Below are 13,843 nucleotides of genomic sequence, written 5' to 3'. Positions count from 1 at the left end.
CCAAGCGGACAAAAGGTCTTGCGCTTTAGCCGCGTAGTCGCTTCAACCGGCCTTCTGCACCTTCGCTGGAGCTGCACGCCGGCGGCCCGCTTCTCTGCCGGCAAGCGCCAGCACCAGAATGACAACCACGCCCTGCACCATGTCTTGCGCGCCGGGCGGCAGGCCCAGGATCTGCATCAGCGTGACGATCAGGATCAGCAGGATGGAGGCGAACAGGGTGCCGAGCGCCGTCGCCGAGCCGCCGAAGATCAGCGTGCCGCCCAGGACGACCGCGGCGACGGATTGCAGCAGATAGGGCTGGCCCATTTCGAGGAACGCGCCGCCGACATAGGCGCCGAGCAGCAGGCCGGTGAAGGATGCGATCAGCGCCGAAATGACGAAGGCCGAGGTGATGATCCCCCCCGAGCGTACGCCGGCCAGCCGCGCCGCATCGCGGCTTTGTCCGACAGCCGAGAGTTTGCGGCCAAACGCGGTGTATTTGAGGATGTAAGCCGTGACGCATACCGCCACGAAAGCAATCATCGACATGATCGGGAAGCCGGCGATGCGGGTGCCGGCAATATATTTGAGCGCCGGGCTGACGGCAAAGCCCGGGATCGCCTGATTGGCTTTCAGCGTCGCCGTCGCCAGGATATAGCCTGTGGCGAGCGTGGCGATGATGGCCGGAATACGCAGCATGACCACGAAAAAGGCATTGAACAAGCCGATCGCCAGGCCGAGCACAGCGGCGGCCGCCAGGCCCAGCCACAGGTTGGCGTCATCGCCGTGGATGACGATCAGCGCCACATAGGCATTCAGCGTCAGCACGGAGGCGATCGAGAGATCGATATTGCCGCGCCCGGTCGTCACCACGAACATCTGCCCCAGACCGATCAGTGTCAGGAAGGCGGCGGAGAGGATGATGCCGGAGAGGTTGGACAGACTGAAACGGCTGGTGACGAAGGATAGGATCAGCCAGAGAATGACGACAGCCGCCGCCGACCAGATCCAGCGGTTCTGCTGCGCCCAACCGCCAAAGTCGGAAAAGCCCTTCATGCCTTGCTCCTTCTCTCGGCCACAAGGCTCCGGAACGCGAGCAGCGTTATCAGCAGCAGGCCTTGCGTTGCGGCATTGTAGTCGCTGGAGACGTTGAGCACGCCGAGCAGCGCGCCGATCAGCGACAGTGTGATCGCGCCGGCCACGACGCCGGCTGGCGAGATGATGCCGCCGATCAGGCTCGATCCGCCCATCACCACGGCTGCGACGCTGAGCAGCGTATAGGAATTGCCGGAATTGATGTCGCTCGCGGTGTTGATGGCCGTCAGCGACATGCCCGCCACGCCGGCGAACAGGCCGGAAATCAGGTAGCGGATCAGCGCATAGCGCACCGGCTTCCAGCCCGACTTGACCATGGCGCCGGGATTGGCGCCGAAGCCGCGCAGGGTGACGCCGAGCGGCGTCCGGTCGATGAACATGGCGATCACGGCAACGACGAGAATGAGGATGATCGAGGTCGGCAGGCTGCCGATCGACCAGCCGACCGCCTGCGTGAGCCAGTCGGGGCTGGCGCCGCCGGGAGTCGGCTGCAGCGAATAGCCGATGCCAATCCAGATGAAGGACGCGCCCAGCGTAACGACGATCGCCGGAATCTTGCGGGCTTCGATCAGCACGCCCAGTCCTGCATAGGCGATCAGAGCCGCGACAATCGCCAGCGCGCCATAAAGTGGCTGGTCATAGAGCAGCGTCGCACTCAGTACGCTGATCAGCCCGGTAAACGCGCCGACACCGAGATCGATCTCGCTGCCGCCGATGACGAACATCTGCGCCACCGCCACCAGCACCAGCGACAAAGCCGGCATCAGCAGCAGGTCGAGCCCGATGGGCAAAGGAGGCCGCGACGATTGCCGCCTCGGTAATGTTCTCGCCGACCAGTTCATCGACGATCCTGCCGCCAGAAAACACCAGCACGCGATCGGCGGTCAGCAGTTCGGCATCCTCGGTCGAGAGCCAGACGAGCGTGCGGCCTTCGGCGGCGATCGTGTTGCAGATACGATAAAAGTCTTGCTTGGTGGCAATGTCGACGCCGCGCGTCGGGTCATCGAGAAGGATGATCGGCGCATCGGCGACCAGCGCTCGCACCACCAGCGCCTTCTGCTGGTTGCCGCCCGAGAGTTCGAGAATGTTGGACGGCAGCCGGCTTTCCGCCAGCCGCAGGTCCGCCGCCGGATCGAGCGCTGCGCGCCGCTCCGCCTCGTCGGAGACATGGGCCAGCGGCTGGCGCGCGGCGATGCGGCCGATCGAAATATTGCCGAGCACGTTCCACAGCGGAAAGACGCCTTCTTTGGCGCGGTCGCCGGCAATGAAGCTCGCCCCGACGGTACGGCTGATATCATGGCCATGCGGGGCGAAAATGGCGTGCAGCACTTCCTTCTGGCCGCTGCCTTCGAGACCGGCAAGGCCGATGATCTCGCCTGCCCGGATCTCGACATCGCGGCCGAGCGGCTCGGTGAGCGCGCCGGAAAGGCGGATGACGGCGCTGCCGGATGCGGCAGCCCGGCGCTCGCCGGTTGCGCGGATGGCCTCGACATTGCCGCCCATCAGTTGCACGAGCTTTTCGATTGAGGCATCGGCGGCCTCGCCTGTCCAGGCAAGCGCGCCGTTGCGCAGCACCACGACGCGCGTGGCGATATCGATCACCTCTTGCAGCTTGTGCGAAATGAAGATGATGGCGGTGCCTGCCGCCGATTGCTTGCGGATATAGGCGCGAAGCTGGCGCGAACGCTCCTGGTCAAGCGACGAGGTCGGCTCGTCGAGCACGACCAGGCGAACGCCTGATGTCGCCGCCGCGCGGGCGATCTCGACCATCTGCCGCTCGCCGATGGTCAGGTGGCCGACTTCGGCATTGGGATCGATGGACGAATTTTCAAAGACGTTTGCCAGCATCTTGCCGGCCTGCAGGCGATAGCGCCCGCGCCAGCCCGGCAGGCCGGTGTTTTCAGGGGTTTCGAGATAGAAATTCTCCGCGACCGAGAGATTGCCGCAAAGCGACAGTTCCTGGTGCACCATGCGCACGCCATGTTTCTGCGCGTCCGCGGGGCCATAGGCAGAGGTGTCGATCGGCCGACCATCGAAGGCAATCTCGCCGGAATCGGGACGCACCGCACCGCAGAGGATCTTCATCAGCGTCGACTTGCCGGCGCCATTGCCGCCGATCAGGCCGATGACCTCGCCGGGCCGGATGGTCAGGTCGATGCCGGCATTGGCAAGCGTCGGCCCGTAGGCCTTGACGATCGCCTTGAGCGACACGATCGGCGCACGTTCGCTGAGATCGGGTTGACGCTCGATCATGACTGCGCCGGTGCTTTCATCGTTGTGGTTCAAGGTCAGGATATCCGCCATCGCCCTTTCTCGTCCAGCGCAGAGCCGGCAGGTGAACAGGTGCTGGAAATGCCGAGGCGACCAGCTAAAGCGCATTTGCGCTTTAGCTTTCTGGTTTTGCGCATGTCTTTATCCCGAAACTGGTGACCACTTTCGGGAGACATGCGCGAGCACCGGCCGCCTCGGGAGAATGATCACTTGGTAAGCAGGTTCTGCTTCACCCAATCCGGCGAATAGCTAGGGCTGATGATCTGGCCGCCCGGCAGCTTCGCGTAGTCGGCGAGGTTGGAGGAATCAACCGTCGCGACCGGCATGATCATCATCTTCGGCGCCTTGCCACCGTCGAGCAGCGCAAGACCGAGCCAGAAGGCCGCGCCGCCAATGCCCGGCGTCGTGTTCATCGACACGGTCTGGTAGCCGTTCTTCTTGTTCTCCTCGGCCCACCACTTGACGAAATCGGTGCCGCCGCCGCCTTCGATGACCGGCATATGGCCGTTATATTCGCCACCATATTGCTGGAAGGCCTGGGCAATGCCGACATCGTCCGAGCCGCCCTGGCCGAGAACGGCATCGACATGCGGCAGCGACGGTAGCACATTGGTGATCGCGGCTTGCGCCACGGAAGCCGTCGCCTGGCCATAGACCGTGGCCACGACCTTTATGTTCGGGTATTTCGCCAGCGTCGATTTCTGCGCGTTGTACATGTCGTTGTCCGGCGCCGAGCCCTTGACGCCGCGCACCTGGATCACATTGCCCTTGCCGCCGAGCATCTTGAACACGGCTTCGGCCTGCTCAGCCTTATAGCCCTTGAAATCGAAATTAAGCTGGTAATTGCACGGGGCCGATGCCACCGAGTCGAACGAAATGACGATAATGCCGGCCTTGCAGGCCTTGCCGATCACACCATTGACGGCGGTTTCGGAGGCGGCGTCGACCAGAAGAACGTCGACGCCCTTGAGGATCAGTTCGCCCAACTGGCTGTTCTGCTGCGCCACCGAACCGTCACCGTTCATGATGATATAGTCGGCGATCTTGCCATCGGTCTTGGCCTGCTTGGCCGCCGCCTCGAAGGCTTCGACCATCTGATGGCGCCAGGTATTGCCGTAATAGGCGTTCGACAGCGCGATGACCGGCTTGTCCTTCGATGCCGCCGCGGGCAGCGCCATCGACAGGCAGAGAGCCGCTCCAGCAAGCGACGCCATGAGTAGTTTCTTCATTTGTTTCTCCTCCGTTTGGGGTTTGGCGACCATCCTCCATGGTCACCATCTCATTAACACATCATACCAGTACACCAATCACGTAAGCGTCTTGTCGTCAATGGATAAATTTCGACGGGGCTCTTTGCCCCGATCGTTGATGAAATCCAGTGATTGCGCCAAAGCGGCACGAAGCGCGCCAAGCGGTTTTGGCTCAACCGCCCGGCGCGGATCGCCACGGCCAGGACGTTTGAGCCGGAGCGGCAGCTCGAGGCTGAGCGGCATCCTCTCCGGAATGACAGCGAGATAGGAGGCAAGGTCGACGTCGCCCAAGCCGATGGCGCAGAACCACCAGCCCTCCGGCGTGGCCTCCACGTCCTTGAAATGAACATGCCCGATGGCATCGGACGCGCGACGGTAGTCATCGGCAGGCTGCAGCGCTTCACGGCTATAGGTGAAGACATTGGCAGCGTCGTGATTGAGCCGCACATACGGCGAGCCGATCGCATCGACCAGCGCCCTGCCCTCCGCCGCATTGCCGATCAGGTCGCCGGACCCGTGGCCCGGATTTTCCAGCGCCAGCATGCCGCCCCAGGCTTCGAGCCTGGGCAGTTGCGACCGGATGACATCGATAATCCTGTCGCACCCCTGAGCCGGTCCGGCATTGGTGATCAGCACTTGCGCGCCGATATCTGTGGCAAATCCGATCCGCCGGTCGAGCATGACCATGGCGTCGGCGCAAGACAGGTCCATGTGGGCAGAGACGGCATGCACTTTGAGCCCCGCCGCCTCGATCATCGTGCGGAGCTGCCGGGCGGGCCGGGAGGAAAACGCGGTCTCGTCGAAATCGACATAGCCTTTGATAAAGGCCGGCTCGACATAGCGTGCGCCGCAGCCGGCGATCTCGGCGATCGCCGCTTCCATCGGATAGCCATCGAAGAGCACGGTCGAGATCGAGACGATCCGACCGCCTCCCCCTCTCTCAGGTGCCTTTGCCATAGACGATCAGTTCCGAGGCTTCCTTGACCTTGGCGGGCGACAGCGCCTCGCGCCAATCCTCCCGCACCACGACGCCCTTGGCGAAGCGCATCAGCCTGAGCGCTGCATCCGACGGCACTTTCGGCGAGAAGCCGAACCACATGGCGATCTCGACATTGAGGTGGCCGATGAGGAAATCCAGCGCCGCCTTGCGCGGAATGCCGTATTTCTTCTCGCATTCCTCCACCGCCTCGACCATGGTGTCGACGAAGGGCATGGCGACCATTTCCGACAGGCCCGGTTCGAGGATTGCGAGCTGTTCGACCGTGACGCGATGGCAATCGATGATCGGCGACCACATGGCTCGGCAGATTTCCTCACCCAGCGTATAGTGCTCCTCCGGCCCCTGCATCAGCGCGCAGACGATCGATTGCCTGGCAATGCCGCCATGATAATCGCGCCGCGCCGCCCATTCCGTCTCGTCGCCAAAGAGCGGCGGATGACAGGGATGACCGACAAAATAGGTGAGGTCCGGCCGGTACCTGGGCAGGTCCTCGGCATAGGGCGCAGCGGCATCGAGAATGACCAGCATGCTGCCCGAAGCGACCTTGGGCGAAATCTGCCGCGCCACCTGGCCGATCAGATTGTCGGGCAGCGCCATGACCACCACCTTGGCCCCCGGCACGCCGTCATCCATGCCGACCGCCGTGATGCCGGCCTCGGAAAGCTTCTGCCGGCCGGCATCGCCGATCTCGACCGCGCGGACATCGTAGCCCGCATCGACAAGCTTCCTGGTCACCCGAAAGCCCATTTTTCCGCCGGCACCGAGCACGGCGACTGACATTGCCATAGTGATACTCCCTTTCTCCTCCGCGCCCTCTGGCGCACTCAGATGATCCGGCTCAACTCGCGAAGGAGGCGAGCGCAGACGCCAATTCCGGATGCGATTTCGCATAGTCTGCTGCCGGAATTCCGGCCGCTGCCGCGTCCCAGGCCTGACGCAGGCTGCGCACCCCGGCTTCGACGCCGTCCGGATGCGCCATGATGCCGCCGCCGCAGCAATAGATCAGGTCGTCACTGCCGAGCCGCGCATAAGTCTCCGCCGCCTGCACCGCCGACTGGCCAGACGAAAACACCGGCATGACGATATCCGGCCGCCCTGGCCGTTCGAACATCGGCGTCAGGCAGGCGCGCGCCGAGGCGATGACGGAATCGTCGGGCTCGCAGAACTTGTTGGAGAGGCCGTTGACATGCAGGTGGTCGACGCCGGCGAGCCGCCAGAATTTCTGGTAGGCGACATAGCTCATGCCGATATCCGGCGAGCGGCTGAACATGCCCCACCCGGCACGATGGCCATGGATGGCGACGCCGGAATGGCGGCGCATCTCGATCACGCCGGAGAGGCCGACGGAATTGAGCACCAGCATGGCGCAGGTGCCGCCACGTTTCTCGATCAGGTCGAGCTGCCGCCGCATGGTGTCGATATCGCCGGAAATATTGGCCGCATGCATGGCCTTGCGGCCGGTCCGATCGGCGTGCCGGTCGATCACCTGCATTACCGCCTCGAAACGCTGGGCGAAGGGCGAATATGGCGGATCGCCCATCAGCTCATCATCCTTGATGAAATCGAGCCCGGCGGCGATCAGCCTATCGCAGAGTTCCGCCGTCTGTTCGATCGTCAGACCGACGCTCGGCTTGATGATCGTGCCGATCACCGGCCCCTTGGCGACGCCTGTCAGCCGCCTGGTTCCCTCGATGGCGAATGCCGGACCGGGATAGGCATCGGCGAAATCATCCGGCAGCGTCAGATCGATGAGCTTCATTGCCGAGAAATGATGCAGTTCGAACAGGTTGCCGAGCACCGTCGACCAGACGGACGACAGCACTCTGCCGGTGTTCTCGATATTCCATGAAAGATGCACCTTGGCCCGACGCGGCCGCGCCGAAGGATGGGATCTCGGCGGACGCGACAGCGGCAGGGCTTCACCGGTCACTTCGCCAAGATCCTCGATCCCTTCGACGCGGGCGCCGAAACGGGCAATGAGCTCCGGCGTCTCCTGCGCCAGGGGCATGAACGTTCCGCTCGACTGTTCTCCGGCCATGGCGGAGGCAGCCGCTTCGAGGGGGTAGCGCGTCTCGATCAGATAGGTCGCGTGGAACCGGCTGGGCATGATGTCATCATATGCTCACTCACTCCGAGCCTACGATTAGCATCAAAATCCAATCATGTCATCATATGAGTTCTACGATCCGTCGTGATCGTCCATTTCCGTGGCCATGGGCTTTGCGGCATATTTGGTGTAGAGCTCGCTGGACCGGCCGATATGATCTTCCATCGCTTTGGCGGCCGCCTCCGGATCGCCGGCGGCGATCATCTTGTAGATCCGCTCATGCTCCTCGATGGTCAGCCGCTCCGCGCCCTTGACCGACACCAACTCGCGCTTGAAGCGTGACAGCCAGTCGAGCATGCCCTTCGACACCGCCGCAATCATGGAATTGCCGCTCATCTCGGCGATGACGACATGAAAATTCATGTCGGCCGCGACGAAACGAGAATTGTCGCCGCGAGCCTCCTTGAGTTGCTTAAGCGCCTCGGCCAGGCGGTCGAGATCGCGCGCACTCGCCCGCCGGGTCGCCATCCTGGCCAACCCGACCTCCAACAAGAGCCTGATTTCTTTTAATTCTTCGAGACCACGTGGATTGGTCGACAGCATCATGATCATCGCCGACGAGATTTGCGCGACAATCACCTCGGCCGTCGGATTGATCACCCGGGCACGTTCGCCATGCGAAATCCGGATCAGCCCCATCTGCTGCAGCGCCTGCATCGCCTCGCGGATCGCCGGACGGCCGACGCCGATCATTACCATCAATTCTTTCTCGGACGGCAATTGCGAGCCAGGCGGAAATTCCGACGTCGAGATCGCCGACATGATCCGGTCGAGCACTTCGACATAAAGCTTCTTCTTTTGCACCGGCTCCATCGGAGTCCTCTTCATCATCAGGTCGACGCCAAGTTTCAGGATTCACGCCGCCGGAACAAAAACAAGGCCGGATATGAAAATATCTCCCACGCGCGAACACTACTCATATGATGACATGCCGTCTATATTTTCCACACGATGGCGTCGATCGTTGGTCAAAGCCCATTGGGCATTCGCATGACGATGAGAAAATCGCTGCCCTTGATGGGAACCAGCAAGGCATCGCCTCTGTTAGATCCCTGCCGGCAAGAACGGCGGTCAGCGCACTCCAAGGAGGCGGAAATGAAACACCAAACACTCGAACAGTTGCGAGAACTGGGCGCAGTTGAGCAAACCTGGCAGCCTGCTGCAATGTCCCGGCGCGAGCGCCTGGAACGCTGGGCGGAGCTTCTCGAAAAGACACCCGATCAACATTTCGAAACCCTTCATGAAACGGAACATCAATCGCGCGAGACAAGAGCGATGATGCGCTGCGACACGTCACCGATTTCGGTCGCTTTCAGCGACCCGATCCTGCGTGCAGCCGGTCTGCAAAATGACACCTTTGGCGAGGCGAAACGGTTCTTTGAGCTGAGCGACGGGCAATTGCACGACGTGACCTGCTACTGCCGTTTCGGAACGACGGTGCGTGGCGCCGATGCCGCCCGCTGCATTCGCGCCATGCTGAGGCCGGTGATAGGCTTCCTGACGCGATTGGGCGCTGTGTTCGGCCTTTGAGATTCACCTGTGTCGGCGCTGTTCGATCCTCGAACACGTCGGCCGGCGCGGATGGTTTGTCGCGCGCCAGACACTCTTTTTCATGGTAACCGACGATCTCCGAGATCGCGTCGGCTGCTGGGAACCGCCTGTGCGCCACATTGCACAATCCCTGTTCGCAGGATCTGTCGTGACTGCCGCCGGTTCGCGCCCATACACTGAAGCGATCCGATCACAATGAAGGGGCGAACGCTCAGGGATATCTCTCTCAAAGCATGTTCCGGACGGGCGGCGACATCGCCGCACTGGTCCGGGGACGCGCCAGCCAGTAGAGCGCCAGCCCGTGGGTGATCATCAGCAAGGGCACATAGAGGATCGGGATCACATAGGCGGCGCCCAGCGCGCCAGCGTGATCCGGCAGTCCACCGAGAACGGCGTGCCAGTAGTCGATGATGAGATCACCGACGCCAACCAAATTGAAGGCGACGACGAAGCCCCAGAAGAGCGGAGCAATCCGCACCGTCAGCAGCGCCAGAATGGCCAGCACGCCGGTGGCGAAATCGCCATAGGCGGCGGCTGGCGCGAAACCGGCAGGCAGATCCGGGCCAACGACCCCGGGCACGAGGAAGACCAGGCCGAAGAAGCGGAAGCTGTGCAACGTGGCGATCACCCGATGCGCCTGCAGGCGGTCCATCGATTTGAGCCTGGGCAGCAGATAGGTCCCGAAGCAAAGCAGCCACACGACATAGCCAAGAATGAGTTGGATGAGAAAAAGCAATCCTATCGGCATTTCAGCCTCCTGATCAGGTTTCAGGAGATGATCTAAGGCCGCTACCATTCCCCGACAATCCGACATAATGTTCACAGGCTATGAAGCCTATCTACACAATCCGACAGAGCCCACTCGAAGGTGTCGAGAGCTTTCTCGCTGTCGCCCGGCACGGCAATTTTCGCCGGGCCGCGGCAGAGCTGGGCGTGACACCGTCGGCGGTCAGCCAGGCCATTCGTGCCCTGGAAGCGCGGCTCGGCGTGGCGCTGTTCACTCGCACGACACGCAGCGTCGGCCTGACAGAGGCCGGCCAGCGCTTCTTCGATCGCGCATCACCGGCTTTCGCGGAACTCCTTGCTGCTGCCGAATTCGCCCGCGATCTCGGTCAGCGGCCTGCCGGGCTCTTACGTCTCTCCGTGCCCCGCGGCGTCGTGCCGCTGATCCTCGAACCGGTGATCGGCTCATTCGCCGAGGCCTATCCGGACATCGAACTGGAAATCGCCGCGAGCGAGGAAATGGTCGATCTCGCCACTGGCGGCTTCGATGCCGGCATCCGCTTCGGCCAGTTCATCGCGCCCGACATGGTGGCGGTGCGGCTGACGCAGCCCTTCCCATTCATGGTCGTCGCCAGCCCGGACTATCTCGCCCACCATGGCCGTCCGGAGAACGTGGCAGACCTGCGCCAGCATGCCTGCCTGCGCATACGCCGTTCGAATGGCGCCATCGGCCATTGGTCCTTCGTCGACGGCAACGAACGGATCGAGGCAGCGGTCTTCGGCCCGTTGATCGCGCACGACTATCCGACACTGCTCGGGGCCGCGGTGAAGGGTATAGGCCTGGCGCAGGTGCCGGGGCCGCTCGTGCGCGCGCCGATCGCCGAGGCAAAGCTGGAGTCGGTGCTTGACGACCTCGCCGTCATGACCCCCGGCGTCTTCCTCTACTATCCCAGCAAGCGCCAGATGCTGCCCAAGCTGCGCGCCTTCATCGACCATATCAAATCGACCGCCTGAATGGTGGCGTGAGATGAAGAGCCAGCCGCGGGCTCGCTGCGCGCTGGTCATGCTCAGGCGGATTTGGCCGCCGGCATCACGCTCGCCATCCGGTTCAGGCATCGCGCCTGGTCGAGCGGCCGGCCGAGCTCCTCATAGCGGGCAGCGGCCTCGGCGAAGGCGGCCATGGCGCGGACGCTGTTTTTCTGCGCCTGGCGCTGGACGCCGCGCGCTTCCCAGAGCGCCGCGGCCCAGGGGCCGCCCTGCCACATGCCGGCAATGCGTTCGGCGTCGTTGAGGCGCCGGTCGACCTGTTGCAGCTCGCCGGCCTCGGCAAGCGCTATGGCCGACGCGGTCCGGAAGCCCATCGAACAGGGCTGGCAGGAGCCGGGCGTGAGCAGGCGGTCGCCTTCGCGGATGGCCTCCGCGGTCTTTTCCCGGGACGTAGCAGAGCGCACTTCCAATGCCTGCATGCGCATCACCAGGTGTGGCGACAGCCATGACTGATCGGCATCGGCCAGCCCCCGGCGGATGAGGCGGCTGGCGCGCCATTTCTGGCCGCGCTGCAGCGCCACTTCGGCCAGACGCTCCAGCGCCAGCACCCGGCCCGATATGGCATTGGCTTCCAGCAGCAGCTTTTCCGCTTCGGTCAGCAGCTTTTCCGCCTCATCCAGTTCGCCCGCAAAAATGGCGACCTCGCCCAGGATCAGGCAGGCCAGGCCGCGGCCGGCGCCGGATTCGGCATTGTCGGCGACGTCGAGAAGTTCGTGGGCCAGTTCGGCCGCTTCAGCGGGACCGCTGGCGCTGCAGAGGCAGAATTCGGCAAGGCAAAGATGCCCGTCGAACACCGCCGGAACGAAGCCCGGCTTCGTGCGTATCCAGTCGATGATCTCGTTGCGGAAGAGGTCGCGCCAGCGATCCTGCATCTTGGCGGTGATGCCGAGCACGGCGCTGGCCTCGCCGACTTCGCGCGCCAGACCGGCGCCAAGCGCCTGATCGCGGGTCTCCCGGGCGATTTCGCTGGCCTTGTCGAACTCCCCGCTCTGCAGGTGCACGAGGCCCCAGGCGAGCGAGGCGCGGATGCGTTCGGAGGCCGAAGCCGGCTCGACACCGGAAAGCGCCAATGCGCGTTCATAGATACCGATGGCGGCCGGGCTTGGCCCGACGCCGAGCTCGATGCGCAGCCGTTCGCGCAACTGGTCGAACAGGCGGATGGCCTCGTTGCGGTTGCCGGCATCGAGCGCCGCCTGCATGAGGGCGCATTGCGCCTCCTCATCGGTCGGATCGAGCGCGATCAACTGCGACCACAGCCGTCCGGTGCGCAGCACCTTGACGTAGAGCTGCTGCAACCGCTCGCGCGGCGCGTCGAGCCATTCGACATAGCGATCATCGGGCAGCAGCGGCCCGCGATAGAGGTCGGCCGCCTCAGCGCATTGGCGTGCGTCACCGCTCAGCAGTGCAGCCTTTGCCGCCGCCTCGAACCGCCCGGCATCGATCACCAGATCGATGCCGTCGGAAAGCGAGACGATTTCCTTGCTGACGCTGATCAGCTCATGGGCATCCAGCACTTTGCGAGCAAAGTGGACCGCCTTGCGAAAATTCGCGCTCGCCAGCTCGCTGTCGAGATCGGGCCAGAAGGCCTCCATCACCTGTTCGCGGTGCAATCTGTGTTGCGGCGTCACGGCGAGCAGCTTGACCAAGGCCGCGGCCCGATCGCGCCGCCAATCGGCGGCAGGGATTTCCCGATCATCGATGCGAACGACGAAACGGCCGAGCAGATCAATCGACGCCTTCACATTTTTCTCCGCCTGAAACAGTGACTTAGTCTGAACGCGGGGTCGCCCGCAGAGAAATATTTTTCGAGGAACGTGCGAGGAACATAGTTTTTCTAGTGTCCGCTCGCAATCACTTGTTACGCGAAACGGACCCAAATGCTACCGAATGCCTCCTATACTTCTGCCACCCAGATTTTCGGCACGTTGCTCTCTGGGAGGGCGGTCGGCACCAAGAATATTCCGGCTCACGCCCACAACAAGCGTTGCAACATTCGCACTACGGTCTGACTGTTGTTCAACGCCGGAGGACCGCCGAATTCCTAACCTGATTCCGCAACCCTATCCGACAACATCCAACCACGAGAGGAACTGAAAATGTCACTGAGAATCAACGATATCGCTCCTGATTTCATCGCAGAAACCACGATGGGGCCGATCTCCTTCCACGCATGGCTCGGCAGCGACTGGGGCGTGCTCTTCTCCCATCCCAAGGATTTTACGCCGGTCTGCACTACCGAGCTTGGATATATGGCGCGTATGAAGCCGGAATTCGACAAGCGCGGCGTCAAGATCATCGGTCTTTCGGTCGATCCGGTGGACAGGCATTCCGGCTGGGCGAACGACATCGCCGAGACCCAGGGCACGGCGCCGAACTTCCCGATGATCGGCGATCCGACGCTGGCCGTCTCCAAACTCTACGACATGCTGCCCGCCGCGGCCGGCGAGACTTCCGATGGCCGCTCGGCTGCGGACAACCAGACCGTCCGCAACGTCTACGTCATCGGCCCGGACAAGAAGATCAAGCTCGTCATCTCCTATCCGATGACCACCGGCCGCAATTTCGATGAGATCCTGCGCGTGATCGACTCGATGCAGCTCACCGCCAAGCATCGGCTGGCGACGCCGGTCAACTGGAAGCCCGGCGACGACGTCATCATTGCCGGTTCGGTTTCCAACGAAGAGGCGAAGAAACTCTATCCGCAGGGCTGGAAGGAGCCCAAGCCCTATATCCGCATCGTGCCGCAGCCGGTGCTGACCTGATCGGCCCGCTGGCGAGGGCGATCAGTCCGCCCTCGCCGCCCCCTAAAATATCCTCGCC

General features: G+C 63.0%; 13 protein-coding genes. 3 read left to right on the top strand and 10 right to left on the bottom strand.

The genetic code is table 11. The features are described 5' to 3' along the window. Positions 1-42: 42 nt before the first annotated feature. From AC1DYF_RS33785 to nanR, 8 genes are all read right to left on the bottom strand, one after another. Positions 43-1,035, bottom strand: coding sequence for an ABC transporter permease (locus AC1DYF_RS33785; RefSeq protein WP_477882407.1), 993 nt, complete (start codon positions 1,033-1,035; stop codon positions 43-45). Next, positions 1,032-1,829 (bottom strand): ABC transporter permease, encoded by a 798-nt coding sequence (locus AC1DYF_RS33780; protein ID WP_477882462.1) that lies wholly within the window; start codon positions 1,827-1,829, stop codon positions 1,032-1,034. Before AC1DYF_RS33780 ends, AC1DYF_RS33785 begins: the two co-directional genes overlap by 4 nt. Then, positions 1,711-3,378: a sugar ABC transporter ATP-binding protein gene (locus tag AC1DYF_RS33775; RefSeq protein WP_477882405.1), complete on the bottom strand. Its 1,668-nt coding sequence runs from the start codon at positions 3,376-3,378 to the stop codon at positions 1,711-1,713. Before AC1DYF_RS33775 ends, AC1DYF_RS33780 begins: the two co-directional genes overlap by 119 nt. Before the next feature lie 173 nt (positions 3,379-3,551). Then, the gene (locus AC1DYF_RS33770; RefSeq protein ID WP_477882404.1) at positions 3,552-4,574 is read right to left on the bottom strand and encodes a substrate-binding domain-containing protein; all 1,023 of its coding nucleotides are present in this window, start codon (positions 4,572-4,574) and stop codon (positions 3,552-3,554) included. A 78-nt stretch (positions 4,575-4,652) separates the two neighbouring features. Beyond that, positions 4,653-5,552, bottom strand: a complete 900-nt coding sequence (locus tag AC1DYF_RS33765) for a sugar phosphate isomerase/epimerase family protein (protein ID WP_477882402.1) — start codon at positions 5,550-5,552, stop codon at positions 4,653-4,655. Then, complete coding sequence (locus AC1DYF_RS33760; protein WP_477882401.1) at positions 5,536-6,381, bottom strand: phosphogluconate dehydrogenase C-terminal domain-containing protein; 846 nt, start codon at positions 6,379-6,381, stop codon at positions 5,536-5,538. The genes AC1DYF_RS33765 and AC1DYF_RS33760 overlap by 17 nt, the downstream gene beginning before the upstream one ends. Positions 6,382-6,433: 52 nt before the next feature. Continuing rightward, complete coding sequence (locus AC1DYF_RS33755; protein ID WP_477882399.1) at positions 6,434-7,702, bottom strand: ribulose-bisphosphate carboxylase large subunit family protein; 1,269 nt, start codon at positions 7,700-7,702, stop codon at positions 6,434-6,436. Positions 7,703-7,774: 72 nt separating this feature from the next. Continuing rightward, positions 7,775-8,533, bottom strand: coding sequence for a transcriptional regulator NanR (gene nanR / locus AC1DYF_RS33750; RefSeq protein ID WP_477882397.1), 759 nt, complete (start codon positions 8,531-8,533; stop codon positions 7,775-7,777). A 264-nt stretch (positions 8,534-8,797) separates the two neighbouring features. Here nanR and AC1DYF_RS33745 point away from each other — a divergent pair, with 264 nt between their 5' ends. Continuing rightward, positions 8,798-9,232: a hypothetical protein gene (locus tag AC1DYF_RS33745; protein WP_477882461.1), complete on the top strand. Its 435-nt coding sequence runs from the start codon at positions 8,798-8,800 to the stop codon at positions 9,230-9,232. Positions 9,233-9,479: 247 nt separating this feature from the next. On the opposite strand, the gene AC1DYF_RS33740 is transcribed toward AC1DYF_RS33745, so the two are convergent. Next, positions 9,480-10,001 carry a hypothetical protein gene (locus AC1DYF_RS33740; protein WP_477882396.1) on the bottom strand — a complete coding sequence of 174 codons (522 nt, stop codon included), beginning with the start codon at positions 9,999-10,001 and terminating at the stop codon, positions 9,480-9,482. Between the two features lie 80 nt (positions 10,002-10,081). On the opposite strand from AC1DYF_RS33740, the gene AC1DYF_RS33735 reads away from it, so the two are divergent. Then, entirely contained in the window at positions 10,082-10,990 is a 909-nt protein-coding gene (locus AC1DYF_RS33735) for a LysR family transcriptional regulator (RefSeq protein ID WP_477882394.1), read from the top strand. Positions 10,991-11,043: 53 nt separating this feature from the next. Here the strand turns inward: AC1DYF_RS33735 and AC1DYF_RS33730 are convergent, their stop codons facing one another. Beyond that, positions 11,044-12,765: a BTAD domain-containing putative transcriptional regulator gene (locus tag AC1DYF_RS33730; protein ID WP_477882392.1), complete on the bottom strand. Its 1,722-nt coding sequence runs from the start codon at positions 12,763-12,765 to the stop codon at positions 11,044-11,046. 354 nt (positions 12,766-13,119) lie between these two features. Between AC1DYF_RS33730 and AC1DYF_RS33725 the strand changes: the two genes are divergently transcribed. Then, positions 13,120-13,785, top strand: a complete 666-nt coding sequence (locus tag AC1DYF_RS33725; RefSeq protein WP_477882391.1) for a peroxiredoxin — start codon at positions 13,120-13,122, stop codon at positions 13,783-13,785. Positions 13,786-13,843 lie beyond the last annotated feature (58 nt).

The sequence above is a fragment of the Rhizobium sp. P2_G9 genome (assembly GCF_056403475.1).
Note: the sequence above shows the minus strand (reverse complement) of the source record. Positions and strands in the feature narration are given on the sequence as shown.

Excerpts from the sequence above, each read along its gene's own strand:
- AC1DYF_RS33755 (WP_477882399.1), bottom strand. The coding sequence starts at position 7,702 with ATGCCCAGCCGGTTCCACGCGACCTATCTGATCGAGACGCGCTACCCC.
- AC1DYF_RS33725 (WP_477882391.1), top strand. The coding sequence starts at position 13,120 with ATGTCACTGAGAATCAACGATATCGCTCCTGATTTCATCGCAGAAACC.
- AC1DYF_RS33775 (WP_477882405.1), bottom strand. The coding sequence starts at position 3,378 with ATGGCGGATATCCTGACCTTGAACCACAACGATGAAAGCACCGGCGCA.
- AC1DYF_RS33765 (WP_477882402.1), bottom strand. The coding sequence starts at position 5,552 with ATGGCAAAGGCACCTGAGAGAGGGGGAGGCGGTCGGATCGTCTCGATC.
- nanR (WP_477882397.1), bottom strand. The coding sequence starts at position 8,533 with ATGATGAAGAGGACTCCGATGGAGCCGGTGCAAAAGAAGAAGCTTTAT.
- AC1DYF_RS33735 (WP_477882394.1), top strand. The coding sequence starts at position 10,082 with ATGAAGCCTATCTACACAATCCGACAGAGCCCACTCGAAGGTGTCGAG.
- AC1DYF_RS33770 (WP_477882404.1), bottom strand. The coding sequence starts at position 4,574 with ATGAAGAAACTACTCATGGCGTCGCTTGCTGGAGCGGCTCTCTGCCTG.
- AC1DYF_RS33745 (WP_477882461.1), top strand. The coding sequence starts at position 8,798 with ATGAAACACCAAACACTCGAACAGTTGCGAGAACTGGGCGCAGTTGAG.
- AC1DYF_RS33740 (WP_477882396.1), bottom strand. The coding sequence starts at position 10,001 with ATGCCGATAGGATTGCTTTTTCTCATCCAACTCATTCTTGGCTATGTC.
- AC1DYF_RS33785 (WP_477882407.1), bottom strand. The coding sequence starts at position 1,035 with ATGAAGGGCTTTTCCGACTTTGGCGGTTGGGCGCAGCAGAACCGCTGG.
- AC1DYF_RS33760 (WP_477882401.1), bottom strand. The coding sequence starts at position 6,381 with ATGGCAATGTCAGTCGCCGTGCTCGGTGCCGGCGGAAAAATGGGCTTT.